The organism is Azonexus sp. GW821-FHT04F04, assembly GCF_059420025.1.
Window position 1 is genome coordinate 352242 of record NZ_JBWKSX010000001.1, and the last position, 25426, is coordinate 377667.

The window sequence follows — 25426 nt, forward strand, 5'->3', positions numbered from 1 at the left end:
TATGCTTGGCCGCTAGTCCGGCCTGAAAACCCAACGCATGAAGCAGACAACGACCTACTACGACTTGCTGGAAGTGGTTCCGCACGCCGATCTGGCGGAAATCAGCACCGCCTATCTCAGACTTTCGCGTGAGCTGGGCGCGGCCGGCAACCCGCTCGGCGCGGCCGAGGCGGCCTTTCGCCTGAAGCTGGTCAAGCACGCTTACGAGGTGCTTTCCAATCCGTCGCGCCGTTCGGACTACGACGCCGGCCTGACCACGCGCGGCAACGCACCAGGCGGGGCGGACCAGCCACTGCACATCGAAGTGGCGATGGAGCCGACGAAATGGAGCCCGATCCGCCGTTTGCTGACGATCATTGCCGGGGTGATGATCTTCGGCATGGTCGTCCAGATCAGCGCCGTGTTCATGGCTTACCAGCGGGCCTCGGCGCTCAGCGGCGGCGATCCGGCATCGCCGGCGGCCGAAAAGATCTATCTCCAGGAGTTCTATCAGACCTACGGAATTCGCGCCGCGAACCGGGCCGAGGCGGATTTGCTGCTGGCCGACATGAAGCGCAAGGAGCAGGCCGAGCGCGAGGAAAGCCAGCAACAGCGCCTTGTCGAGCAGCAGGAACGCGAGCAACGCCGCTTTGAGGAGGAATCACGACGCCTGGGCGCTGAAGTTTCGGCCAATCTTCGGCGCGCCGAGCAGGAGGCAGATCGCGCCCGGGAAGAAGAAATCCGCCGCAAGGAAGAGGCCGAACGGCGGGCGAAGGAAGAAGACCTGGCGCGCCGGCAGCGCGAAATCGAGCGCTTTCGCGGGCGCAGCTTTTCGTCCGGCGAGTGATTACCCGTCGTCTGCGCCAAACCGGGATCAGCCCGGAAAATCCGCTTCGGCGGATCTCCGGCTTTCTCGTCGGCAGCCTGCTTGTCGTCGCTTTGGCCGGCTGTCAGCGGATCAGCGCCGGCGATTTCGTCGGCAAATGGCAGTCCTCACGCGCCGTCACGCCCATCCATCTGGCCGCCAATGGCGAGTGGGAAATCCGTCAGGACGACGGCACCATCCTGCAATACGGCGTCTGGCGTTACGCCGACCAGAAAATCATCTGGAGCATCAAGCAGGGCAGTCGGGTAGTCGACGATCCGACGCCGGTGCTCGCCGTCGAGCGCCGCGAGTTCAAGCTGCAGGAACGCGATGGGGCGACGACCGTTTTCCGGCGTCTCGATTGACCACTGCACCGCCCGAAAATGACTTGGTAATTTTCGCGCTGGCTCATTAGACTGAAACTGTTGCCGTACGGGGTTTGATCGCCTCGGGCGCTAGCCAAGGAGTTCAAAATGTCCGCTCTTGTTGCCTTCTGGAATCTCGAAAACCTCTTTGCCCCCGAAGGCTATCCGGGGCGCGAGCCGTGGATTGCCAAGTCCATGCAGAAGGATCTCAAGGGCTGGTCGGAGACGCTGTTCAAACGAAAAATCGCCCAGCTTGCTTCGATCGTCGTTCGCATGAAGGACGGCGCCGGTCCGGATGTTCTGGGCGTCTGCGAGGTTGAAAATCGCTATGCCCTGCAGGCGCTGGCCGACCACCTCAACCAGCTTCTGTCGGCGCGCAATTACCAGCTCGTTCATGTCGATTCGGCCCGCGATCAACGCGGGGTGGACACCGCTTTCCTGTTCGACGCCAACCAGTTCACCGCCAAAATGGACGAACTGTTTTCGCACTGGGTCATGCGCCAGACCGGGACGCGCGACATCACGCAGATCACCTTCGTCGCGCCGTCCGGAAAGCAACTGGTCATGCTGGCCAACCACTGGCCGTCACGCTCGTCATCGACCGGTGATGGGGCGGAATATTCGTCCGGTTTCCGCGCCACGGCGGGCGAAACGCTGGCTTATTGGCATGGCCGGATTCGGGAAATCAAAGGCGACAACACCGCGGTCATCGCGCTCGGCGACTTCAACGACGAACCCTTCGATCGATCCGTCACCATCCATGCCCAGGGCCTGCGCGACAAGGGCGACGTGACGCGGACGCGGAGTGCCAAGTTCTACAACCTGAGCTGGGAGTATCTGACGGTGATGACCCAGGACCGCAAGGGCAATCAGCGCCTGCTCAACGGCACGCTGTATTTCGGCAGCGATGCCAGCCTGTTCGACCAGATCCTCATTTCAACCGGCCTGCTCACCGGCAAGAGCGGCTGGCGCATGGTGGACGGCAGCGCGCGGATCGAGGCCTATCCGCCGATGGTCAGCCACCGCGTCGGCGAGGGGCCGATACGCTTCGGGCTGCCGGCCGGCGATGTCGCCGGAAACGTCAACCTCGACGGCTACAGCGACCATTTTCCGGTGTCGGTACGCATCGAAGAGGTTTGATCGGGCGCCGCAGCGCCCAACCATCTCCCTAGAAGCCGATCTTCCGGCTCCGTCCCATCCTGGCCTGTTCGAAATCCCGTCCTTCCAGCCAGTTGCGGCCTTCCAGCTTGGCCGTGCCGAAGGCGGCGAGCAGGCGTTTGCGCATGTCGCGCGGCGGCAGCGAGCCGAGCCGTTCGAGCACTGCTTCGTCGGCTTCCGGCGGGAAGCCCCAGTCGTGCTGGCCGACGATCTCGCGGTACAGCGCGGCAGCGATGCTGATCGCTGCATCGTGGTCCGGGCGTGGCACTTCGTAGACGTTCATACGGTTGAGGATGGGCTCGGGAATCGAGCGTTCGTCGTTGGCCGTCGTTACCCACAGGATGTGCGAGGCGTCGATGTCGATGTCGATGAACTCGTCCTTGAAGGCACGCGCCGTGTCGTGTTCGAGCAGGCCGTACAGCGAACCCATCGGGTCGTAGCGCGAGTCGCCGCCGGCCTTGTCGATTTCGTCGAGGACGACGATCGGGTTGGCGTAGTCGCCATGGACCAGCGTGTGTGCCACCTTGCCCGGCTTGGCGTTGTTCCACTGCGACGAGGCACCGGACAGCACCCAGCCGGCAGTCAGCGAGCTCATCGAGATGAACTCGTGGCCGGTGCCCAGGCGGTTGGCCAGTTCGCGGGCGAAATGCGTCTTGCCGATGCCTGGCTCGCCGAGCAGCAGGATCGGCGTGAAGCTCATCGGCTCGTTGCCGGCAACGGAAAGGGCGACGTATTTCTTGAGGTCGTCGATCACGTCGCTAAAATTGGGGCAGCTGTCGTAGAGATCGTCGATCATGTCGGCGCCGGTCGGGCGGATCAGGAAACGACCGCCGCCCCGCTGTTTCATCTTGTCGTAGAGGCTGGCCAGCGCTTCGTTGCGATTGCCGGCTGCTTCTTCCATGGCGCGGTCGATGGCCGCCACGTCGTAGATGGTGCGCTCTTCAGCGACCGAGAGTCGGATTTCACTGTGTGCCATGATGACTTCCTCCATGCGCTCTTAGACCGGTTAACGGATCCAGCGTGCTACGGGTTTAGTCGAGCATATTTCGTTCCCGGTGTCGGGTGGTCGTCGTCGGAAGGAGGGCAAACCCTTGGCGCAAGCGGCTTTGCGGCTTTCAACAAAGACGAAATGGCGGTTTCGATTTTGGCCATTTTTTCCGGTTGACCGTAGCAAACCGACAATTTGTGCCCCTCTTTGGAGCGTTCAGTGCTCCGGGTAGAGCAGTTGCTGCGCCGTTTCGAACACTTCCCGTTCCTCGAAGCGGACATGGTCGTGGAGCAGCGTGGCGAAGCGGGCGAGGATTTCGCTGTCCGGTTCGATCAAGCGCCGGTTCAGATCGCGCAATTCGGCGTGTTCGGCCAGCGTGCGCTCGACCAGCGCGTTGGCACCAGCGGCGGCCAGTGCCGGCAGCAGGTCGTTTTCTTCGCTCTGGAAATGGGGTTCGAGCACTTCGGGAAAGGCTTCGATGATCTTCTCGGCCGCCTCGGCAATGGCCAGTGCGTGGCCGGCGTCGCTGGCAAAGCGGGCCAGTCGGGACAGCTTGAGGGCGTGGTGGTGTTCGCGCGACAGTTGCAGCAGGGCAGCATGGCGTTTCATCGGGCACCTCTTTTGGCGTTACTGCCGACCAGCGTCACCAGCGTTGCAATGAAGACGAGCAGGACCAGCCCGTTGAACAGGGCGGCGGTGTGGCGCAGATCGAAATTGTTGTTGAGCCCGCCGAAGACGCGCAGCGCCAGCGTCAGGTGGAGCAGCGCGAGCGGCAGGTAAAGGGTCGGGTGGTAGGGAATCCTGATGCGGGTGACGGCAGGGAAAATGATCGGCGCGTGGCCGAAGACCATCGAAAAAACGAAGCCCAAGCCAATGGCGTGCAGGGCCGCATCGCGCCATTCATGACCGGGGGCGAAGGCGCCGGCCAGCCCGAGCAGGCCGGCTGCGGCGAGCCAGGCGTAGCCGGAAAGCAGGCAGGCAGCAATGAACCGGGTCAGCCCTTCGGTGGCGATATTGCGGCGGGCAATGTCGTAACGCAGCAGCCAGAGGGCAAGGGCGATCAGTCCACCGGCAAAGATCCGGTCGAGCCCGGCCGCGGCGCCGAGCATTAGAGCGCCGACGATGGTGAGGAACAGCTTTGGGGCGAGCGGCGGCGTCGGCAGAAAACGGGTCAGTTCGAGCCGTTCGCCGGCAATGGTCAACACGAGAAAAAGCAGCCACCAGGCGACGGCGGTGCTGACGTTTCCCGTAGCCAGCCAGAGCAGATTGCCAACCAGCCAGCAGCCGGCGGCCAGGGTCAGGATGATGGTGAAGACGGCAACCTGACGGCGCAGGGCGACCGCGCTGGCGGCGATCAGGCCGAGCGCGCCAAGGCTGCCGAGGATCTGGCCGAGCAGCAACGGGGCGCCGGCGAGCAGCGCAATGCCGCTGGCCCCGGCCGCTAGCGGGGCGAGGTAGGCCCAGTTCCGGCCAGCTGCGACAGCGCGCTCGAGGCTGATCACCGTGCCAAAAAAGGCGGCGATCATGAGCGGCCCATGCACGCCGGCCGCCTGCATGGCCGGGCCGGGCACGTCCCAGCCGAGGCGGGCGAGGCCGGCCATCACGCCGCCGAGCAGCGAGAGCATGCCGAAAAAGAGCAGCGGCAAGCGGCCGCCGGGTTTGAGGTCGGCCATTTATGCGCTGTCCGCCTCGTCCCAGCCCAGACTCAGGCGGCACTTTTCGCTCATCATCGACGGCGCCCAGGGCGGCTCCCAGACGAGGCGGATTTCCGGCTGGCAGTCGGCCGGCAGGACGCGGTCGAGCTCGGCGTAGGCGTCATCGACGATCATTTCGCCCATTGGGCAGGCCGGCGAGGTCATGGTCATATCGATAAGCAGCTTGCTGCCGTCGACTTCGATGCGGTAGATCAGCCCGAGATCGACAATATTGGCGCCGACCTCGGGGTCGACCACCTTGCGCAGGGCGGCGCGAATCTGTTCGGTATCGAGGGCAGCGGTCATTTGAGCCAGACGTTAGAATGCGGTGAAGGCCATCCTAGCATCGCGTTTTCAGGCCGTATTTAGCACGGAGCAAAGAACATGGAACGCTTCACAATTTCTTTGGATGAGGCTTTGGCCAAGGAATTCGATCAACTGATCGCGGCCCGCGGCTACAGCAACCGCTCGGAAGCCGTGCGCGACCTGATCCGCGGCGCCATCGAGAGCGATCGCCAGCGCGAAACGCCGTCCGGTCACTGTGTTGCCAACCTGTCCTACGTCTATAACCACCACGAACGCGAACTGGCCGAACGCCTGACCGGCCTGCAGCACGACCACCACGACCTGACCGTGGCAGCGTTGCACAGCCACCTTGATCACGACAATTGTCTCGAATCGGTTATTTTGAAAGGCTCGACAGCCGACGTCAGACAATTTGCCGACGCGCTGATGGCCGAACGCGGCGTCCGCCACGGCAAACTCAACGTCATCGCGCTCGAAGCGGAACACCATCATGCCCATGACGAGCACGGCGAAGCCCATGTCCACTATCGCCCCGCCCGCTGATCTGGCCGGCGATTCGCCGCTGCCGCCGGGTGGCGAGCAGGCGTGGATCGAAGTCATCCAGAAAATGGACGAGGTCTACAACGACCTCCTGCAATACGAAGTCGCCCTCGAAGAAAAGAACGCAGCGCTCGAAGAGTCGCACCAGTTCATCGAGAGCGTGCTTGCCTCGATGTCCGATATCCTGATCGTCTGCGACCGCAATGGCAGCATTGAAGAGGTCAATTCCTCGCTGCTCCACATCTCCGGCAAAACGGCCGGCGAACTTGAGCACACCCCCGTCTTCGATCTCTTTGCCGACGACATCGAGCGGGCCAAGGCGCGCGACATCTTTGCCCGGTTTGGCCGTGAAGGCGTCCACGACTGCGAGTTTTTCCTGCGTGCCGGTGACGGTTCGACCGTGCCGGTGTCGATGAACTGCACGCCGCGCCTGTCGCAGACCGGCAAGCTCATGGGCATGGTCGTCACTGGCCGGCCGGTCGGCGAACTGCGCCGTGCCTATTCGGCCTTGCGCCAGGCGCACGACGACCTCAAGCGGACGCAGGGCCAGTTGCTGCATGCTGAAAAGATGGTTTCGCTCGGCCGCCTGGTGGCCGGTGTGGCGCATGAACTCAACAATCCGATCAGCTTCGTGCTCGGCAACGTGCTGTCGCTCAAGCGCTACGCCAGCCGGCTCGAAAGCTACCTCGGCGCGGTGCACGCCAGCAATGCTGCCGATAACGCCGCGCTCAAATCCATGCGCGACGAACTGCGTATCGACCGCATCCTGGCCGACATGCCGCACCTCATCGACGGCATGATCGAAGGGGCCGAGCGCACGCGCGACATCGTCGATGCGCTGAAGCGCTTTTCGGCCGTCGACAAGATGACGCCCGAGCAGGTCAGCCTCAACGAAGTCGTCGAACGCTCGGTGCGCTGGGTGGTGCAGAGCGCGGCGGCCAAGTTCACGGTCAACACGAATTTATCGCCAAATTTGAAATGCTCGGGTTCATCAGGGCAATTGCAGCAGGTCGTCATGAACCTCGTGCAGAACGCCTGCGATGCCACGGCCAGCCAGCCCGAACCCAGCCTGACCATCTCCGGCGCCAGCGAAGGCGGCATGGTCATCCTGCGTTTCGCCGACAACGGCCCCGGCATCTCCGAAGAACATCTCGGCCGCCTGTTCGAGCCTTTCTTTACGACCAAGCCGGTCGGCCAGGGCACCGGCCTCGGCTTGTCGATCAGCTATGGCATCGTCGAACGGCATGGCGGCAAGCTCAGCGCCCACAACCTTCCGGGTGGCGGAGCGGAATTTATCCTTGCACTTCCGGTGGAAAGTCACTGACCATTTAGTGGACATTCTGGCCAGCTTTCAGATGATGAAGTCAATACGAACAACGACTTATTGATCTGGCACGCTCTTTGTATGAAGATGGACATAAAGTTCATACAGAGCCCATGGAAACCCTGCCCTCCGACTGGCTGTCGCTACTCATCCTGACCTTCGTGCTCGGCATGAAGCACGGTTTCGACGCCGACCATCTGGCCACCATCGATGGCCTGACCCGCTACAACGCCCGTACCCGGCCGGCTCTGGCGCGCTATTGCGGCACCCTGTTCTCGCTCGGCCACGGTGCAGTGGTGATGGCCATCGCCCTCGGCGTCTCGGCGCTGGCCGGACAGTGGGCGGTGCCGGAATGGTTCGGCATGCTGGGTGCCGTGATCTCCATTATTTTTCTTGTCGCACTCGGCAGTCTCAATCTGGCCGCTGTGCTCGCCGCCGAACCCCATGAAATGGTCCAGCCGGTCGGTCTCAAGGGCCGCCTGCTCGGCAATCTGCGCCATGTTTCGCATCCGGCGCTGATTGCCTTGGTCGGCGCCTTGTTTGCGCTGTCCTTCGACACCCTGTCGCAAGCTGCTTTCTTCGCCCTGACCGCAACCCAGTTCGGTGGCTGGGAACATGCCCTCGTGCTCGCCCTGCTCTTCATGCTCGGCATGTTGCTGACCGATGGCATCAATGGCCTGTGGATCGCGAGGCTGATCGCCCGGGCCGATCAGGTGGCGCTCATTGCTTCCCGCGTCATGGGGCTGGTGGTGTCGGGTGTCAGCCTGCTGGTCGCCGCTTTCGGCGCCGCCAAAATGCTGTCGCCGACGGTCGATATGTGGAGCGAAGGCAAGGAGTTGATATTCGGTTTTTCGCTGGTGGCGATCATTGCCCTCAGCTTTATTGCTGCGGTGCGCCTGACGCGCCGGCCGGTTACGGTTTAGTCACTTGACGACGGGGGGATGGCCGGGCGACCGGCTTTTTTAAGCGATGAAATTAAGACAAAAATTATTTAGTTCTTATTTGATGGTGGCGATGACCGCTGCAGTCGCTCATGAGTCGACCGAACTGTCCGCAGTCGAAGTCCGCGCCAAGGCGGAAAATCTCGAAGGCATTGCGGCTTCGGGCAGCGAAGGCGTGGTTTCCAGCCAGAGGCTGGCCGCAGTGCCCATCCTGCGTCCCGGCGAGGCGCTGGAAATGGTGCCGGGCCTGATCGTCACCCAGCACGCTGGCGACGGCAAGGCCAACCAGTATTTTCTGCGCGGCTTCAATCTCGATCACGGTACCGATTTCGCCACCTATGTTGGCGGCGTGCCGGTCAATATGCCGACGCACGCTCACGGCCAGGGCTACACCGATCTCAATTTCCTGATTCCCGAACTGGTCGACCGCATCAGCTTCCGCAAGGGGCCGTACTTTGTCGAGGAGGGTGATTTTTCGTCAGCCGGCGCGGCACATATTGACTATATTCGTCAGATCGACGGCACGCTGGCGCAATTGACTTTGGGCCAGAACGGTTATGCGCGCAGCCTGCTCGCCGGTTCGCCGGAGCTGGTTGGCGGACATTTACTTTACGCCCTTGAACTGTTCCACAACGACGGGCCGTGGCAGGTCGATGAGGATTACCGTAAATTGAACGGCGTCCTGCGTTACAGCCAGGGCGCGCGCAACGATGGTTTTTCGCTTACCGGCATGGCGTACCGTGGCCGGTGGACATCGACCGACCAGATCGCCCAGCGCGCCATTTCCAGCGGCGCCGTCGACCGTTTCGGCTCGCTCGATCCGACGACCGGCGGCGAGACGCATCGTTTCAGCCTGTCCGGCGAGTGGGCGAAGCGCTGGGAAAAGGCGCAGAGCAAGGCCAATGTCTGGTGGCTGAAGTCCGACCTCGATCTGTGGTCCAACTTCCAGTATTGCCTGAATGCCGGCTGTCCGCCGGGCGACCAGTTCAAGCAGGCCGAACGTCGGCAGGCCGGCGGTTTCGCTGTTTCGCACGCGATGTTTGATCGCTGGGGCGGCTTTGAAGTCGAGAACAGTATCGGCCTGCAGGGGCGGATCGATGACCTTAATCCGGTTGGTCTCTATGCGACCAGTGCCCGCCAAACGCTGAGCACGGTGCGCGAAGACAAGGCGACACAGCGCAGCCTCGGTCTGTGGGCGCAAAACGAGATGCATTGGACCGAATGGTTCCGCTCCGTGCAAGGTCTGCGCGCCGACACTTACGATTTCACGGTCAACAGCAATTTGGCGGCAAATTCGGGAAAAGCCGGCGACCAGATGGTGACGCCCAAGCTGGCGCTGATCTTCGGCCCGTGGCGCAAGACTGAGCTCTATCTCAATTACGGCCACGGTTTTCATTCCAACGACGCGCGCGGCACGACCATTCGCGTCAATCCGGCCGATGGCGTAACGCCGGTGCAGGCGGTCAAGCCGCTAGTGCGGACCAAGGGTTACGAGCTCGGCCTGCGTTCGGAAATTGTGCCGGGCTGGCAGTCGACCGTCGCCCTGTGGCAACTCGATTCGGCCTCCGAACTGCTTTTTGTCGGCGATGCCGGGACGACCGAAGCTTCCCGCCCGTCGCGCCGTTACGGTGTCGAATGGACCAATCTCTACGTGTTGTCTGATTGGCTGGCGGTCGATGCCGACCTCGCCTGGTCGCATGCCCGCTTCCGCGACCACGCCCCCCTGGTCGGCGACTTCATCCCGGGGGCGGTGACGACAACCGCCAACATCGGGCTGACGCTGGATCACCTCGGCCCCTGGTTCGGTGCCATACGCCTGCGCTACTTCGGGCCGCGGCCGCTGATTGAGGACAACTCGGTCCGCTCCGGCGCATCGGCGCTGACCAACCTGCGCATGGGCTACAAGTTCAGCCGGCGCACGCAGCTGGCGCTCGACATCTACAACCTTTTCGACCGCAAGGTGAATGACATCGAATACTGGTACGACTCGCAGCTTGCCACCGAAGGGGCTGCTGTAAATGACCGGCATATTCACCCGACCGAGCCGAGAAGCCTGCGCCTGACCATAAGCCATCGATTTTGACGCTGTAATTATGAATTACACTTCCAGCGGGGCAACGATTGGAGTACCCTAACGGGTTTTCCCTAATACCTAAACCCCCAGGAGAATCCGTGGAAAAGGATCTGCGCGAAGCCGCTCTCGAATACCATCGCTGGCCCACCCCGGGCAAGATTTCAGTCCGCCCGACCAAGGGCCTGACCAATCAGCGCGACCTCGCGCTGGCCTACTCCCCGGGTGTTGCTGCCGCCTGCGATGCGATCGTCGAAGATCCGGCGACGGCCGCCTGGTATACCTCGCGGGCCAATCTGGTCGGTGTCGTGACAAACGGCACCGCCGTGCTCGGCCTTGGTAATATCGGCCCGCTGGCTTCCAAGCCGGTCATGGAAGGCAAGGGTTGCCTGTTCAAGAAATTCGCCGGTATTGACGTCTTCGACATCGAACTGGCCGAGAACGACCCGGACAAGCTGATCGACATGATTGCCGCCCTCGAGCCGACGCTCGGCGGTATCAACCTCGAAGATATCAAGGCGCCGGAGTGCTTCTACATCGAAGAGAAGCTCAAGGCACGGATGAACATCCCCGTCTTCCACGATGACCAGCACGGCACCGCGATCATTTCCGGTGCCGCCATGCTCAACGGCCTGAAGGTCGTTGGCAAGAAGATCGACGAGGTCAAGGTCGTCGTTTCCGGCGCTGGTGCCGCTGCCATCTCCTGCGTGAATCTGTGGTGCGATCTCGGCGTCAAGCGCGAGAACATCACCATTTGCGACTCCAAGGGCGTCATCTACGTCGGTCGCCCGGGTGGCATGGACGAGACCAAGGCGCGTTACGCCCAGAATACCGAAATGCGTACGCTGGCTGACGCCATGGTCGGCGCCGACATTTTCCTCGGCCTCTCTGCTGCCGGCGTCGTCAAGCAGGACATGGTCAAGACCATGGCCGACAAGCCCATGGTCTTCGCGCTGGCCAACCCGACTCCGGAAATCATGCCTGAACTGGTCAAGGAAGTCCGCCCGGATGCGATCATCGCCACCGGCCGTTCCGACTACGTGAACCAGGTCAACAACGTGCTGTGCTTCCCGTTCATCTTCCGTGGCGCACTCGACGTTGGTGCCACGCGCATTACCGAAGAAATGAAGATGGCCTCCGTGCGCGCCATCGCCGAGCTGGCCGAGGCCGAAGTGACCGACGAAGTGGCCATGGCCTATCCGGGCGCCGACTTGTCTTTCGGCCCGGAATACCTGATTCCCAAGCCCTTCGACCCGCGCCTGATTGTCAAGATCGCGCCGGCCGTCGCCCAGGCTGCCATGGATTCGGGCGTTGCTACCCGCCCGATTACCGACTGGGCAGCCTACCGCGCCAAGTTGTCGGAGTTCGTCTATCACACCGGTGTCGGCATGCGCGCCATCTTCCAGGCTGCCCGTCAGGCCAAGGGCAAGCGCATTATTTTTGCCGAAGGTGAAGACGAGCGCGTCCTGCGCGCTGCTCAGGTGGTTATCGAGGAAAAGTTCGCCCGCCCGATCCTGATCGGTCGTCCCGGCGTGATCGAACATCGTCTGGAAAAAGCCAAGCTGCGCATCAAGCAGGGTGTCGATTTTGATGTCGTCAATCCCGAATCCGACGAGCGTTACCGCGAATGCTGGACGGCTTACCACAAGGCCATGGCGCGTCAGGGCATCACCCCGGCCATCGCCAAGGAAGCCATGCGGCGCAAGCCGACGGTGATCGGCGCCATGCTGCTCAAGCTCGGCTACGCCGACGGCATGATCTGCGGCATGACCGGCCAGTACAGCCACCATCTCGGCGTGATTAGCCAGATCATCGGCAAGCGCCCCGGTGTCAGCACGCTGGCGGCGATGAATTATCTGATGCTGCCGGGCCGCTCGCTGTTCATCTGCGACACGCATGTGAACGAAAACCCGAACGCCCAGGAAATCGCTGAAATGACACTCATGGCAGCCGAACAGGTCAAGCGTTTCGGCAGCCATCCGAAGGTCGCGCTGCTCTCCCATTCCAATTTCGGTTCGAGCAATTCCGAGTCGGCGCGCAAGATGAGCGTCGCTGCCGGGCTGGTTTCGGCCATGTCGGCCGGCGAACTGGAAGTCGATGGCGAAATGCACGGTGACTCGGCGCTCAATGAAGACCTGCGCCGTGAAGCCAACCCGGATTCGCCGCTCAAGGGCGAGGCCAACCTGCTGGTCATGCCCAACATCGACGCTGCCAACATCTCCTACAACCTGATCAAGATGACCGGCGGCGAAGGCGTGACCATTGGCCCCATCCTGCTCGGCGTGGCTCGTCCTGTGCACGTGCTGACCTCGACCGCCACCGTGCGTCGCCTGGTCAACATGACTGCGCTGGCTGTCGTGGAATCCATGGAGCGCTAAACCCGGCGCAACAAAAAGGCGCGGGAGGGAAACCTCGCCGCGCCTTTTTCATTTTTGGCTGTTTTTTCCGGTCGACCGTGGAAGTTCAGCCGAAAAGGAGGCTACTCCGTCAATCCGGCCAGTATCTTGCCGTGAATGCCACCAAAGCCACCGTTGCTCATGACCAGAATGTGATCGCCCGGTTGCGCGTTGATGACGATCTGGTCGACCAGTCGGGCCAAGTCATCCTCAACGACAGCGCGCTCGCCCATTGGTGCCAGCGCCTCGCGCGCATCCCAACCCAGATTGCCGGCGTAGCAGAAAGCCATGTCGACCTCGCGCAGGCTGTCCGGTAGTTGCGCCTTCATCGTGCCCAGTTTCATCGTGTTCGAACGCGGTTCGAGCACGGCCAGAATGCGGGCCCTGCCGACCTTGCGACGCAGGCCGGCAACCGTCGTCGCGATGGCCGTCGGATGATGGGCAAAATCGTCGTAAACCGTCACACCGCGCACTTCGCCACGCACTTCCATACGCCGTTTGACATTCTCGAAGCGCGACAGCGCATCCAGCCCCTGTTCAAGCGGCACGCCGACATGGCGGGCGGCAAGCAGCGCGGCGCAGGCATTGGCCCGGTTGTGGTCGCCGGAAAGCCCCCAGACGGTACGCCTAACCTTGCCATCGGGCGAGTGCAAGACCAGTTCGCCACGGGCGTCGTCGCCGGTCACGCGATAGCCGTCCGGGGCGTTGAAACGCTCGACCGGCGTCCGGCAACCGCGCTGCAAAACGCGATCCAGACTGGCCTCGGCGGCATTGGAAACGATCAGCCCTGATTGCGGCAAGGTGCGAATGAGGTGGTGAAATTGCGTCTCGATGGCTGCCAGATCGCTGAAGATGTCGGCGTGATCGAATTCCAGGTTATTCAGAACGACCGTTCGCGGGCGGTAATGGACGAATTTGGAGCGCTTGTCGCAGAAAGCCGTGTCGTACTCGTCGGCCTCGATGACGAAGAACGGTGTGCCGCCCAGTCGGGCCGAGACGCCGAAATTCAGGGGCACGCCGCCGATCAGGAAGCCGGGGTCCATGTTCGCGGCCTCGAGAATCCAGGCCAGCATCGAGGCTGTAGTCGTCTTGCCATGGGTGCCGGCGACACCAAGCACCCAGCGGCCTTGCAGCAGGTTCTCGGCCAGCCATTGCGGCCCGGAAACATAAGGCAGGCCCTTGTCGAGAATGGCTTCAAGCAGCGGGTTGCCGCGCGAAATGGCGTTGCCGATCACGAAGACATCAGGCGCCAGCTTCAGTTGCTCGACATCGAAACCTTCGATCAGCTCGATACCGGCACCGCGTAGCTGGTCGCTCATCGGCGGATAGACGTTGGCGTCGCAGCCCGTGACCTTGTGGCCGGAATCGACCGCCAGTTGGGCTACGCCGCCCATGAAAGTGCCGCAGATGCCGAGAATGTGAATGTGCATTTCAGTTCGAGCCGTTAGAATGGGGGTGATTTTACCTTGATCGAGTCCCCATGGCCCGTCATGAACGGCAACGTACGAGCCCCGGCACCCGGGCCAGCATCGCCAGCGCCGCCGCCCGCCTGATGGCGGAGGACGGCATTACCGATTATCACCACGCCAAAAAGAAGGCGGCCCGCCAACTGGGGCTGCCCGACAATTCAGCCTTCCCGGACAACGCCGAGGTCGAAGCCGAGTTGCGTGCTTATCGCAGTCTCTATCAGGGCGAAGAGCATGAAGAGCTGCTCGGGATGTTGCGCCACACGGCACTCGAGCTGCTCGACTTGCTGGCGATTTTCAACCCCTACCTGACCGGGTCAGTCCTTGATGGTACGGCCGGTGAGCATTCGCACATCGATATCCTGCTCTTCGCCGACAGCGCCAAAGAGGTCGAGATCTTCCTGCTCAATCGCGCCATCGACGTCGACCATGTAGAATCGCGAAATGAGCGGGTCGAGGCTGTGCTGCGCATGGAAACCGACACGGCCGATGCGGACCTGATCATTCTGCCGCCGAACATGGAGCGAGTCAGCCTGAAACACCACGATGGACGTCCGCACGAACGCATCCGGGCCGATGCGCTACGCGCCTTACTAAAGGAATAGACTGGACAAGTTGCAGCCATTTGCGGCAAACTTGCAGCTATGACGAAGCGAAAAACAGCTTCCAAGCCGGTCGAAAAGCCTCGTGTCCTAGTCATTCACGGGCCGAATCTGAACCTGCTTGGCACCCGTGAACCTGAGCATTATGGCCAGGTAACCCTCTCGGACATCAACATGTCGCTGGCGCGCATGGCGGAAACGGCCGGTGTCGATCTTGAGGCGTTCCAGAGCAATCATGAAGGTGCGCTGATCGAGCGTATTCATGCCGCTCGCGAACAGGGTGTCCGCGCCATCATCATCAATCCCGCGGCCTACACGCATACCAGCGTAGCCTTGCGTGATGCGATTGCGGCCGTGGCGATTCCGTTCGTCGAAGTGCATCTTTCCAATGTGCATGCGCGGGAACCGTTCCGCCATCACTCGTATTTTTCGGATCTGGCCATCGGTGTCATCTGCGGGTTGGGTCATGAGGGCTACCTGCTGGCCCTCGAATATCTGCTTAACAAGCTTAATATTGAATAGTCCGGTTCAGGCCGGACATTTGTGCCCGACGGGCGCAACACAGAAGGGAGTCTCCATGGATCTGCGTAAACTCAAGAAACTTATCGACCTCGTACAGGAATCCGGCATTTCAGAGCTGGAAGTGACGGAGGGCGAAGAAAAGGTTCGTATCGCCAAGCATTACGGCACCGTTGCCGCTGCCCCGCAGCAATATTACGCGCCGCCTCCCCAGATGGCACCGGGGGCGCCGGCTGCTTCCGCAGTCAACCTTGATGACGAGGACGAGTTGCCGGAAGGCCACATCGTCAAGTCGCCGATGGTCGGCACTTTCTATCGCTCGCCGTCGCCCGGTGCCGAAGCATTCGTCCAGGTTGGCCAGACCGTCAAGCAGGGCGAAACGCTGTGCATCATCGAAGCCATGAAGCTGCTCAACGAAATCGAAGCCGATGCTTCGGGCGTTATCAAGGCCATCCTGGTCGAGAATGGCGAGCCGGTGGAATTCGGTGAGCCGCTTTATGTGATTGGCTGATATGGCCATGTTTGAAAAGATTCTTATCGCGAATCGCGGCGAAATCGCCTTGCGCATTCAGCGTGCTTGCCGTGAACTTGGCATCAAGACGGTGGTCGTGCATTCCGAAGCGGACCGTGAGGCGAAATACGTCAAGCTGGCTGATGAGTCGGTCTGTATTGGCCCTGCCTCGTCGTCGCTGAGCTACCTCAACGTACCGGCCATCATTTCGGCGGCAGAAGTGACCGATGCCCAGGCGATTCACCCGGGTTACGGATTCCTGTCGGAAAACGCCGACTTTGCCGAGCGCGTCGAAACTTCCGGCTTCGTTTTCATCGGTCCGCGGGCTGAAACCATTCGCCTGATGGGTGACAAGGTGTCGGCCAAGAACGCGATGAAGGAAGCCATGGTGCCTTGCGTGCCGGGCTCCGAAGGCGAATTGCCCGACGATCCGAAGGAAATCGTCAAGATTGCCCGCGCCGTCGGTTATCCAGTGATCATCAAGGCCGCTGGTGGCGGTGGTGGTCGCGGCATGCGCGTCGTGCACACTGAGGCCGCGCTGGTCAATGCAGTAGGGATGACCAAGCAGGAGGCTGGCAGCTTCTTCAACAATCCCGCGGTGTACATGGAAAAGTATCTGGAAAATCCGCGTCACGTGGAAATCCAGGTCCTGGCCGACGAATACAAGAACGCGATTTACCTCGGTGAACGGGACTGCTCGATGCAGCGCCGTCACCAGAAGGTGATCGAAGAGGCGCCGGCACCACACATTCCGGCCCGTCTGATTGCCCGTATCGGCGAACGCTGCGCCGAAGCCTGCCGCAAGATTGGCTATCGGGGCGCTGGTACATTTGAATTCCTGTATGAGAATGGCGAGTTCTATTTCATTGAAATGAATACCCGCGTTCAGGTCGAGCACCCGGTAACCGAAATGATTACCGGTGTCGATATCGTGCAGGAGCAGATTCGTGTCGCGGCTGGCGAGAAGCTTCGCTACAAGCAGAAGGACATCGTCTTCCGCGGTCATTCCATCGAATGCCGCATTAACGCCGAAGATCCCTTCACGTTCGTGCCCTGTCCTGGCAAGATCGAGTTTTATCACCCACCCGGTGGTCCCGGCATCCGGGTCGATACCCACATTTATCAGGGCTATACCGTGCCGTCGCATTACGACTCGATGGTTGCCAAGGTCATCGCCTACGGTGACACGCGCGATCAGGCCATCCGCCGCATGCGTATTGCCTTGTCCGAGATGAGCATCCAGGGCATCAAGACCAATATTCCGCTGCATCAGGAATTGATGCAGGATGCCCGTTTCGTCGAAGGCGGCACGAGCATTCATTACCTCGAACAGAAACTCGCCGACAAGGGCGAAGTGAAGCTGTAAGCGATGGGCTGGCAAAGTGTCAGTTTCCTGACCGACGCGTCGCATGCCGAGCCGATCTGCGATGCCCTGCTTGAAGCAGGCGCGCTGTCGGCCAGCATTGAGGATGCTGATGCAGGCACGCCGGACGAGCAGCCGCTGTTCGGCGAACCGGGATCCCTGCCGAGTTCTGGCTGGACGCATTCGCGCATTGTTGCCCTGCTCGAGCCGGACGCCGATATCGATGCTCTGCTCGGAGAGGCGACAGCGGCCATCGGCCTCAGTGGAGCGCCAGCCTACACGGTCGAGACGGTGGAAGAACAGAACTGGGTGCAGCTGACCCAGTCCCAGTTTGATCCGATCCGCGTTTCGGAGCGCCTGTGGATCGTGCCGTCATGGCACGAAACGCCGGACCCGGCGGCGGTCAATCTGATTCTTGACCCGGGTATGGCCTTTGGCACCGGCTCGCATCCGACCACCCGACTCTGTCTGGAATGGCTTGAACGCAGCGTATCCGAAGGCTGTTCCGTACTCGACTATGGCTGCGGCTCCGGCATTCTGGCCATTGCAGCCGCCCGTCTTGGGGCTGGTCGCGTCGCTGGCGTTGATATCGATCCGCTGGCAGTTGAGGCGGCCCGGTCGAACGCCGAGCGCAATGGCGTGGTTGCACTATTCGCCGATTCGGCAATGCCGGTCGCTGGCGAGTATGATGTTGTCGTGGCCAATATCCTTTCCAATCCGCTTCGTGTTCTGGCGCCGGCAATTTGCGCTCATGTCCGTTCCGGCGGTCGTCTGGCGCTATCCGGCATTCTCCGCGAGCAGGCCGAAGAAATCATTGCCATCTACGCTCAGTGGCTGCCGATGCAGGTGGCCGATACGCGCGAAGACTGGGTGTGTCTGGAAGGAATCAAGCCTTGATGCGGACGCGCTGTCCGGTCTGCGGCACGGTATTCCGTGTGACGACCGAGCAGTTGCGGCTGAGGGCAGGCAAGGTTCGCTGTGGCCACTGTCAGGCCGTATTCAACGCTTTCGACGCATTGGTCAGCGAGGATCACGAGCCATTAATCGAGACGCCGCCGGTCGAGGAGCCGCCGGTCGAGGAGCCGGTTCCGCACGAAGAGTCCGGTTTTCCGGAGCCTGAGGCTCCGTTCGACGAGCCGGAAATAAAGGCGTCGGAAGTTGAATCGGACGCGCCGCAGGCTGAGTGGCCCGCAGATTTGCCGGTTGAAGTCGTTGACGAGACCGCTGCAGCAGAAATATCGCCAAACGACGAGCCCGAACAGCCTGATGATGTCGTTCCCGAGGATTTCTCGCCCATCGCTGTCGAGTCCACCGTGGAGCCTGTTACGACTGAACCGGAATTGATTCAGGAGCCGCTCGCCGAACCCCTGATCGAATCTCCCGAGGAGTCGACCGAGGCGGCCCGTCAGGCCGGGCTGGTTGCCTCGCGCGAACTGGCAGATACGGCATCGAGCAACCGTTGGTTGGCCGGAACGCTGGCCAGCGACGGTTTGGGTGGCTTTGATAACGAACCGACTCAGCGGGCGGTCTGGCCCTTTGTCCTCGTTGCTGTTTTGCTGTTGATCGGTCTGCTAGGCCAACTACTGTTCTATTTTCGCACTGAAATTTCGCTGCGCTTCCCCAGTACGGTGGGGCTCTATGAGCTTGCTGCGGTCGACATTCCCTTGCCGCGGAATTCGGCGCTGGTGTCGATTGAAACCTCCGATCTGCAAGCCGATAACGCTCGTGGCCTGTTCGTCCTGCAAGCGACGCTGAAAAACCGGGCTGGCTATGCCCAGGCGTGGCCGGCACTCGAATTGAGCCTGACCGATACCAACGATGCCGTGGTGTCGCGGCGGGTCATGTATGCCGCTGATTACTTGCCGCCCGGCACGACTTCCGATGCCTTTCCGGCCGACGGCGAAATGGCCGTCAAACTCTGGATCGAAGCCAAGGAAAGCGGCGCTTCGGGCTACCGCCTTTACATCTTTTATCCCTGATCCCTCATGACAACACTTATTTGCGGTTCCCTGGCTTTCGACAACATCATGGTCTTTCCGGACCGCTTCAAGAACCACATCCTACCCGAGCAGATTCATATTCTGAATGTCGCCTTCCTCGTGCCGGAAATGCGTCGCGAGTTCGGTGGCTGTGCCGGTAACATTGCCTACAACCTTATGCTGCTCGGCGGCGAACCGATGATCATGGCTACCGTCGGCGACGATGCTGTGCCTTATCTCGACCGCCTCGACAAGCTTGGCTTGCCACGTACCCATGTCCGTCAGGTTGGCGGCAGCTTCACGGCGCAGGCCTTCATAACGACTGACCTCGACGACAACCAGATCACTGCTTTTCACCCGGGTGCTATGAGCTTTTCGCATCTCAACAAGGTTGAGAGCGCCAACGCCAAGCTCGGCATCGTTGCCCCGGATGGCCGCGAAGGCATGATGCAACATGCCCGTGACTTCGCCGATGCCAGCGTGCCCTTCATCTTTGATCCGGGCCAGGGCCTGCCGATGTTCAATGGCGACGAACTGCTCGATTTCATCAATCTGGCCGATTACGCCTGCTTCAACGACTACGAAGCCAAACTGCTGTGCGACCGGACTGGTCGTAGCCTTGAACAACTGGCTGGCAGCCTGAAGGCGCTCATTGTGACGCGTGGTGGCGAAGGCTCAGAAATCTACGCGGATGGCGTTCGTCACGACATCCCGTGTGTCACGGCCGACGAAATCCTCGATCCGACCGGCTGTGGCGATGCCTATCGCTCGGGCCTGCTGTACGGCATTGCCAACGGGTTCGATTGGCTGACGACCGGCCGTCTGGCAGCGGTGATGGGGGCCATCAAGATCGCTCATCGCGGTGGCCAGAATCATCAGCCGAGCCGCGAGGAAATCGCTGAGCGCTTCCGCAAGGCCTTCGGGGCATTGCCTTGGTAATCCAATAGACTGAAACATCGCTGTCATCTTCGGGCAAAGTGCATGTAACAACGCTCGTCCAGACTTGTTCTCCACGAATACAAGGAGAACAAAGATGGAAAATATCCATAAGGCGGCTGGTCGCAGCCGTCCCGAAAAGAAGAGTCTGGCTGTCGGCTTCGCCCGCAGCCAGAGCGATATCCTCGATGCGCAGCGTCTGCGCTACCGCGTTTTTGCCGGTGAAATGGGCGCCAACCTGCCGAGCCGCATCCCGGGCGTCGACCATGATATTTACGATCCGTACTGCCAGCATCTCGTCGTGCGTGATACGCAGACCAGCGAGATCGTCGGTACCTACCGCATCCTGACGCCGGAAAATGCCCGTCAGGTTGGCTACTACTCGGAAAACGAATTCGACCTGACCCGTCTGCAATACCTGCGCTCGCGACTGGTCGAAATTGGCCGTTCCTGTGTTCATCCGGACTACCGGACTGGCGCGACGATCACCTTGCTGTGGTCGGGTCTGGCCAATTTCATGATCGAGAACAGCTACGACTACCTGATGGGCTGCGCTTCGATCAGCATGGCCGATGGCGGCCACGCAGCGGCCAGCTTGTATAATCGTCTGGCTGCCGATCACCTCGGGCCGCAGGAGTACCGTGTTTTCCCGCGTTGTCCGCTGCCTTTGGCTGCCCTGCAGCAGGATTTGCCGGCCGAAACGCCGCCGCTGATCAAGGGCTACCTGCGTGCCGGGGCCTGGATTTGTGGCGAGCCGGCATGGGATCCTGATTTCAACACGGCTGACCTGCCGATTCTGATGCCGATGGCCAAGGTTTCCGGCCGCTACGCCAAGCACTACCTGGGATAAGAACACTGAGCCAGACTAATTTAGCGATTCGCGCTTTCCGGATACTTCGTATCACCCTGCTGGTAATCAGCGGGGTGCTTTTTTCGCTGTGCGTTTTCCCTCTGTGCAGCGACCGCAAGCGTCTGGCACTCAAGGCCAGTTGGGCGGCTGCCTTGCTCGATGCACTCGGTGTCGAGGTCGAGGCCGACCTGACGCATGCGGTTCCGGGTGCCTTGCTGGTCGCCAATCATATTTCGTGGATCGATATCTACGTCATCAACGCCGCGCTGCCAGCGGCCTTCGTCTCGAAGGAAGAGGTCCGGCACTGGCCGCTGATCGGCTGGCTGGCGGCAAAGAACGACACGATATTCCTGCGCCGTGGCAGCCGTGGCCATGCGAAGGTGATCAACGAGCAGGTAGCCGAGGTTCTCGACAAGGGAAAACATGTTGCCGTTTTTCCTGAGGGGACGACCACCGATGGCCGGAGCCTGCTGCATTTTCATGCCGCACTGATTCAGCCGGCGCTGAGTGCCGGGCGGCCGGTCTTGCCAGTGGCGATTTCGTACTGGGAGCTCGATGGCCAGCGCAGTCTGGCGCCGCGTTACGACGGCGATATTTCGATGGGGCAATGCACGGCGGCCATCCTTGGCCGAAAACGCCTGATTGCCCGGCTGGTGACCACGCCGGTGCGTGGCCTGAATGGTGAAGACCGCAAGCAGGTGGCGGCCGAGGCGCGCGAAGCTATCGCTTTGGCGGCTGGGCTTCCGTTGGCGAGCAATCCACTTGAAACACCTGCCGATCTTCGAGCCGGACAGCGGTCAGGTGGCCTCCCCACAGACAACCTGAGTCGAGCGCCAGCAGATTCGGCGTAACTTTCAGGCCGAGTGCCGACCAGTGGCCGGTAACCAGCACGGCGTCGGCACTTTTCCGGTTCGGTAGATCGAACCAGGGCACATGGCCGGCCGGTGCGTTGGCCAGTTTGCCCTTGACCTTGAACTCCATGACGCCATCCAGCGTGCAGAAGCGCATGCGGGTCATGGCGTTGACGATGACGCGTAGCCGCGGCCAGCCAGTTAGCTTGTCCGACCAGCCCGCCGGTTCGCTGCCCCACAGGTTGAGAATGAATTCACGGAAATTGGGCCCTTGCAGGGCGGCTTCGACCTCGCGGGCCAGTTCGCGGGCCCGGGCTGCCGTCCATTGCGGCAGCAGGCCGGCGTGGACCAGGCAGTATTCGCCCTCGGTGTGGCAGAGCGGTTGATGGCGCAGCCAGATCAGCAACTCGTCGCAGTCCGGGGCCTCGAGGATTTCCTGCAGCGTGTCGTCCTTGCCGCGAAACTTGGCGCCGCCTTCGGCGACCATGAGCAGATAGAGGTCGTGGTTGCCGAGCACGGTGATTGCCGCCGGCCCCAGCGACTTGATCAGGCGCAGGGTTTCCAGCGAATGCGGGCCACGATTGACCAGATCGCCGACCAGCCACAGGCGGTCGCTGGCCGGATCGAAGGCGCAACGCTCGAGTAGCCGCTGCAGCGAGTCGTAGCAGCCCTGGATGTCGCCGATGGCGTAAGTGCTCATTGCTACGGTCAACCGGAAAAAATGGCCAAAATTGAAATGCCTGCCTACTCGACGGTGACTGATTTGGCCAAATTGCGCGGCTTATCCACATCCGTACCCTTGACCAGCGCCACATGGTACGACAGCAGTTGCAGCGGAATGACGTGGAGGATGGGCGACAGTTCGCCGTAGTGCTCAGGCAGGCGCAGGATGTGCACCCCTTCCGATTCGGGGATTTCCGAATCGGCGTCGGCGAAGACGTAGAGTTCGCCGCCACGCGCCTGGACTTCCTTGAGATTCGATTTGAGCTTGTCGAGCAACTGATCGTTCGGGGCGACCGAAATGACCGGCATGTCTTCGTCAACCAGTGCCAACGGGCCGTGCTTGAGCTCGCCGGCCGGGTAAGCTTCGGCGTGGATGTAGGAAATTTCCTTGAGCTTGAGCGCGCCTTCCATGGCGATCGGGTAGTGGCGACCGCGCCCGAGGAAAAGCGCGTGGTGCTTGTCGGCAAAACGCTGAGCCCAGGCCTTGATCTCGTCTTCGAGCTCAAGCACCTTGTTGACGGCGACCGGCAGGTGGCGCAGCTGGTGAATGTAGGTGGCTTCCTGTTCTTCGCTCAGGCGACCCTTGACCTTGGCAGCAACCAGCGTCAGCAGGAACAGCGCGGCGAGTTGGGTGGTGAAAGCCTTGGTCGAGGCGACACCGATCTCCGGGCCGGCGCGGGTGATGAAGCGCAGGGCGCATTCGCGGACGATGGCCGACTCCGGCACATTGCAGATGGCCAGCGTCTTGGTCTGGCCGAGCGACTTGGCGTGGCGTAGGGCGGCCAACGTGTCGGCCGTTTCGCCGGACTGCGAAATGGCGACGATGAGCTGGCGCGGGTTGGGTACCGACGTCCGGTAGCGGTATTCGCTGGCAATTTCGACATTGCACGGCACGCCGGCGATGCGCTCCAGCCAGTAGCGGGCGGTGAAGCCGGAATGGCTGCTGGTGCCGCAGGCCAGAATGAGGATCGAGTCGACATCAGCCAGCAGGTTGCCGGCTTCTGCTCCGAAAATGCCGGGCTGGATGGTCTTGCTGCCGCCGACGATTTCCAGCGTATTGGCCAGTGCTTCGGGCTGCTCGAAGATTTCCTTCTGCATGTAGTGCTGGTAGTTGCCGAGTTCGACAGCGGCAGCGGACAGCTGGGAAACATGCACCGGGCGCTCGACCGGCGTGCCATCGAGGCGGGTGATGCGGACATTGCCTGCGGTCAACTCGGCAATATCGCCGTTTTCCAGATAGACCATGTTGCGCGTGACTTGCAGCAGGGCGGAGGCATCCGAGGCGGCATAGTTGCCGGTATCGGAAACGCCGAGCAACAGCGGCGAGCCTTCGCGGGCGACGATGACCTTGCCCGGCTGGGTGTGATCGATGACGGCGATGGCGTAGGCGCCAACCAGACGCTGGCAGGCGATCTGCACTGCCTTGAGCAGGTCCGGCTCGGTCTTCAGGGTGGCCTGAACGAGGTGGGCGATGCTTTCGGTGTCGGTATCCGACGTGAAGACGTAGCCCTGCGCGGTCAGCTCGCTACGCAGGGATTCGTAGTTTTCGATGATGCCGTTATGGACGACGGCGATGCTGCCGGAAACGTGCGGGTGTGCGTTGCGTTCGCACGGCACGCCGTGGGTCGCCCAGCGGGTGTGGGCGATGCCGGTGATGGCCTGGGTGTTGGCCGAGGCAGCTTCCAGTTCGGCGACGCGGCCGACCGAGCGAACACGCTCGATGCTGTTGCCGGCGATGACGGCCAGTCCGGCCGAGTCATAGCCACGATATTCGAGTTTCTTCAGACCTTCGACGAGAACCGGAACGATGTTCTTGTCGGCTGCTGCCGCGACGATGCCACACATAGCTGATCCTTAAACCTTGTAGTAATCGCGATACCACGCGATGAAGCGATTGACACCTTCCTGGACCGGCGTGCCCGGGACGAAGCCAACCCAGTCGTTGAGCAGGTCGGTGTTAGCGTAGGTGGCCGGGACGTCGCCATCCTGCAGCGGCAACAGGCGCTTTTCAGCCTTCTGGCCGAGGGCGTTTTCGATGGCGCCGATGAAGTCGAGCAACTGCACCGGATTGTTGTTGCCGATGTTGAAAACGCGGTAAGGCGCGTTGCTGGTCGCCGGGTCGGCGGAAATCGCGTCATATTCGGCGTTGACCGCAGCATTCTTGTCGAGCACGCGAATGACGCCCTCGACGATGTCGTCGACGTAGGTGAAATCGCGCTGCATGTTGCCGTAGTTGAAGACGTCGATCGGTCGACCTTCCAGAATGGCCTTGGTGAACAGGAAGAGCGCCATGTCCGGCCGGCCCCACGGGCCATAGACCGTGAAGAAGCGCAGGCCGGTCGTCGGCAGGCCGTAGAGGTGGCTGTAGGTGTGCGCCATGAGCTCGTTGGCCTTCTTGGTCGCGGCGTAAAGGCTGACCGGATGATCGACGCTGTCGTGCTCGGAGAACGGCATCTTGGTGTTGCCGCCATAAACGCTCGAGCTGGAGGCATAAACCAGGTGCTGCACCTTGTTGTGCCGGCAGCCTTCGAGAATGTTGGTGAAGCCGACGATGTTGCTCTCGATGTAGGCGTGCGGATTTTGCAGCGAGTAACGAACGCCGGCCTGGGCGGCCAGGTGGATGACCTTGTCGAACTTCTCGTCGGCGAAGAGCTTGTCCATGCCGGCGCGGTCGGCCACGTCGAGCTTGACGAAGCGGAAGTTCGGGTGCGAGGTCAGGCGCTTGAGGCGGCTTTCCTTGAGCGAGACTTCGTAGTAATCGTTCAGGTTGTCGAGACCGACCACTTCGTCGCCGCGCGCCAGAAGGCGCAGTGAGGCGGTTGAACCGATGAATCCGGCGGCGCCGGTAACAAGAATTTTCACGGAATTGCCCAGAAGAAAAGTTGCCAGATTTTATCGCAGTGCAGCATCGAATTTATGACGCTTGTGCATATTCAGCCGGAAGCGCGCAATCAAAGGCAGCTGACACGTGCCGGCATTTATAATTGCAGCTTCGAAAG

Annotated in this window: 24 protein-coding genes and 1 pseudogene; 17 read left to right on the forward strand and 8 right to left on the reverse strand. The window is 61.4% G+C overall.

Translation table 11 applies throughout. The features are described from left to right. The first annotated feature begins 37 nt into the window (after positions 1 to 37). The 3 genes from AC07TV_RS01720 to AC07TV_RS01730 all read left to right on the forward strand — a co-directional run bounded on the left by AC07TV_RS01720 (position 38) and on the right by AC07TV_RS01730 (position 2349). Positions 38 to 826 carry a J domain-containing protein gene (locus tag AC07TV_RS01720; RefSeq protein ID WP_494646669.1) on the forward strand — a complete coding sequence of 263 codons (789 nt, stop codon included), beginning with the start codon at positions 38 to 40 and terminating at the stop codon, positions 824 to 826. Then, positions 823 to 1209: a hypothetical protein gene (locus AC07TV_RS01725; protein ID WP_494646670.1), complete on the forward strand. Its 387-nt coding sequence runs from the start codon at positions 823 to 825 to the stop codon at positions 1207 to 1209. Before AC07TV_RS01720 ends, AC07TV_RS01725 begins: the two co-directional genes overlap by 4 nt. Positions 1210 to 1317: 108 nt before the next feature. Further along, entirely contained in the window at positions 1318 to 2349 is a 1032-nt protein-coding gene (locus tag AC07TV_RS01730; protein ID WP_494646671.1) for an endonuclease/exonuclease/phosphatase family protein, read from the forward strand. Between the two features lie 28 nt (positions 2350 to 2377). Here AC07TV_RS01730 and AC07TV_RS01735 read toward each other — a convergent pair whose 3' ends face one another. From AC07TV_RS01735 to AC07TV_RS01750, 4 genes are all read right to left on the reverse strand, one after another. After that, positions 2378 to 3343 (reverse strand): AAA family ATPase, encoded by a 966-nt coding sequence (locus AC07TV_RS01735; protein ID WP_494646672.1) that lies wholly within the window; start codon positions 3341 to 3343, stop codon positions 2378 to 2380. Between the two features lie 228 nt (positions 3344 to 3571). After that, on the reverse strand, positions 3572 to 3964 hold the full coding sequence (locus AC07TV_RS01740) for a hemerythrin domain-containing protein (protein ID WP_494646673.1): 393 nt from the start codon (positions 3962 to 3964) through the stop codon (positions 3572 to 3574). Continuing rightward, positions 3961 to 5028, reverse strand: coding sequence for a DUF8744 domain-containing protein (locus AC07TV_RS01745; RefSeq protein WP_494646674.1), 1068 nt, complete (start codon positions 5026 to 5028; stop codon positions 3961 to 3963). Before AC07TV_RS01745 ends, AC07TV_RS01740 begins: the two co-directional genes overlap by 4 nt. Beyond that, positions 5029 to 5355 carry a metal-sulfur cluster assembly factor gene (locus tag AC07TV_RS01750; RefSeq protein ID WP_494646675.1) on the reverse strand — a complete coding sequence of 109 codons (327 nt, stop codon included), beginning with the start codon at positions 5353 to 5355 and terminating at the stop codon, positions 5029 to 5031. A 78-nt stretch (positions 5356 to 5433) separates the two neighbouring features. Between AC07TV_RS01750 and nikR the strand changes: the two genes are divergently transcribed. The 5 genes from nikR (at position 5434) to AC07TV_RS01775 (ending at position 12609) form a co-directional block, all read left to right on the forward strand. Further along, a complete protein-coding gene (gene nikR / locus AC07TV_RS01755) occupies positions 5434 to 5898 on the forward strand; it encodes a nickel-responsive transcriptional regulator NikR (RefSeq protein ID WP_494646676.1) in 465 nt (154 codons plus the stop codon). Continuing rightward, positions 5873 to 7219 carry a PAS domain-containing sensor histidine kinase gene (locus tag AC07TV_RS01760; RefSeq protein ID WP_494646677.1) on the forward strand — a complete coding sequence of 449 codons (1347 nt, stop codon included), beginning with the start codon at positions 5873 to 5875 and terminating at the stop codon, positions 7217 to 7219. Before nikR ends, AC07TV_RS01760 begins: the two co-directional genes overlap by 26 nt. A 113-nt stretch (positions 7220 to 7332) precedes the next feature. Then, a complete protein-coding gene (locus AC07TV_RS01765) occupies positions 7333 to 8142 on the forward strand; it encodes a HoxN/HupN/NixA family nickel/cobalt transporter (protein WP_494646678.1) in 810 nt (269 codons plus the stop codon). Between the two features lie 91 nt (positions 8143 to 8233). Continuing rightward, on the forward strand, positions 8234 to 10243 hold the full coding sequence (locus AC07TV_RS01770; RefSeq protein ID WP_494646679.1) for a TonB-dependent receptor: 2010 nt from the start codon (positions 8234 to 8236) through the stop codon (positions 10241 to 10243). Between the two features lie 89 nt (positions 10244 to 10332). Continuing rightward, positions 10333 to 12609 (forward strand): NADP-dependent malic enzyme, encoded by a 2277-nt coding sequence (locus AC07TV_RS01775; protein WP_494646680.1) that lies wholly within the window; start codon positions 10333 to 10335, stop codon positions 12607 to 12609. Between the two features lie 101 nt (positions 12610 to 12710). Here the strand turns inward: AC07TV_RS01775 and mpl are convergent, their stop codons facing one another. After that, the gene (gene mpl / locus AC07TV_RS01780; protein ID WP_494646681.1) at positions 12711 to 14057 is read right to left on the reverse strand and encodes a UDP-N-acetylmuramate:L-alanyl-gamma-D-glutamyl-meso-diaminopimelate ligase; all 1347 of its coding nucleotides are present in this window, start codon (positions 14055 to 14057) and stop codon (positions 12711 to 12713) included. A gap of 50 nt (positions 14058 to 14107) precedes the next feature. Between mpl and AC07TV_RS01785 the strand changes: the two genes are divergently transcribed. From AC07TV_RS01785 to AC07TV_RS01825, 9 genes and pseudogenes are all read left to right on the forward strand, one after another. Then, the gene (locus AC07TV_RS01785) at positions 14108 to 14698 is read left to right on the forward strand and encodes a hypothetical protein (protein ID WP_494646682.1); all 591 of its coding nucleotides are present in this window, start codon (positions 14108 to 14110) and stop codon (positions 14696 to 14698) included. Positions 14699 to 14737: 39 nt separating this feature from the next. Continuing rightward, a complete protein-coding gene (gene aroQ, locus AC07TV_RS01790) occupies positions 14738 to 15217 on the forward strand; it encodes a type II 3-dehydroquinate dehydratase (RefSeq protein WP_494646683.1) in 480 nt (159 codons plus the stop codon). A gap of 55 nt (positions 15218 to 15272) precedes the next feature. Further along, the gene (accB, locus tag AC07TV_RS01795) at positions 15273 to 15725 is read left to right on the forward strand and encodes an acetyl-CoA carboxylase biotin carboxyl carrier protein (RefSeq protein ID WP_494646684.1); all 453 of its coding nucleotides are present in this window, start codon (positions 15273 to 15275) and stop codon (positions 15723 to 15725) included. Positions 15726 to 15732: 7 nt separating this feature from the next. Further along, positions 15733 to 17091, forward strand: a complete 1359-nt coding sequence (gene accC / locus AC07TV_RS01800) for an acetyl-CoA carboxylase biotin carboxylase subunit (RefSeq protein ID WP_494646685.1) — start codon at positions 15733 to 15735, stop codon at positions 17089 to 17091. A 3-nt stretch (positions 17092 to 17094) separates the two neighbouring features. Continuing rightward, a complete protein-coding gene (gene prmA, locus AC07TV_RS01805) occupies positions 17095 to 17985 on the forward strand; it encodes a 50S ribosomal protein L11 methyltransferase (RefSeq protein WP_494646686.1) in 891 nt (296 codons plus the stop codon). Beyond that, a complete protein-coding gene (locus tag AC07TV_RS01810) occupies positions 17985 to 19067 on the forward strand; it encodes a DUF3426 domain-containing protein (RefSeq protein WP_494646687.1) in 1083 nt (360 codons plus the stop codon). The genes prmA and AC07TV_RS01810 overlap by 1 nt, the downstream gene beginning before the upstream one ends. A 6-nt stretch (positions 19068 to 19073) precedes the next feature. Next, positions 19074 to 20006 (forward strand): carbohydrate kinase family protein, encoded by a 933-nt coding sequence (locus tag AC07TV_RS01815; RefSeq protein WP_494646688.1) that lies wholly within the window; start codon positions 19074 to 19076, stop codon positions 20004 to 20006. 94 nt (positions 20007 to 20100) lie between these two features. Beyond that, the gene (locus AC07TV_RS01820; RefSeq protein WP_494646689.1) at positions 20101 to 20853 is read left to right on the forward strand and encodes a GNAT family N-acetyltransferase; all 753 of its coding nucleotides are present in this window, start codon (positions 20101 to 20103) and stop codon (positions 20851 to 20853) included. A 74-nt stretch (positions 20854 to 20927) separates the two neighbouring features. Continuing rightward, positions 20928 to 21383: pseudogene (locus AC07TV_RS01825) on the forward strand (lysophospholipid acyltransferase family protein); the annotation flags it as partial. Positions 21384 to 21573: 190 nt separating this feature from the next. Here the strand turns inward: AC07TV_RS01825 and AC07TV_RS01830 are convergent. From AC07TV_RS01830 to AC07TV_RS01840, 3 genes are read right to left on the reverse strand one after another with little or no spacing between them, the layout of a single operon-like run. Continuing rightward, the gene (locus AC07TV_RS01830; RefSeq protein WP_494646690.1) at positions 21574 to 22404 is read right to left on the reverse strand and encodes a symmetrical bis(5'-nucleosyl)-tetraphosphatase; all 831 of its coding nucleotides are present in this window, start codon (positions 22402 to 22404) and stop codon (positions 21574 to 21576) included. Between the two features lie 44 nt (positions 22405 to 22448). Next, on the reverse strand, positions 22449 to 24272 hold the full coding sequence (glmS, locus tag AC07TV_RS01835; protein ID WP_494646691.1) for a glutamine--fructose-6-phosphate transaminase (isomerizing): 1824 nt from the start codon (positions 24270 to 24272) through the stop codon (positions 22449 to 22451). 9 nt (positions 24273 to 24281) lie between these two features. Beyond that, entirely contained in the window at positions 24282 to 25289 is a 1008-nt protein-coding gene (locus tag AC07TV_RS01840; protein ID WP_494646692.1) for an NAD-dependent epimerase, read from the reverse strand. Between the last annotated feature and the right edge of the window lie 137 nt (positions 25290 to 25426).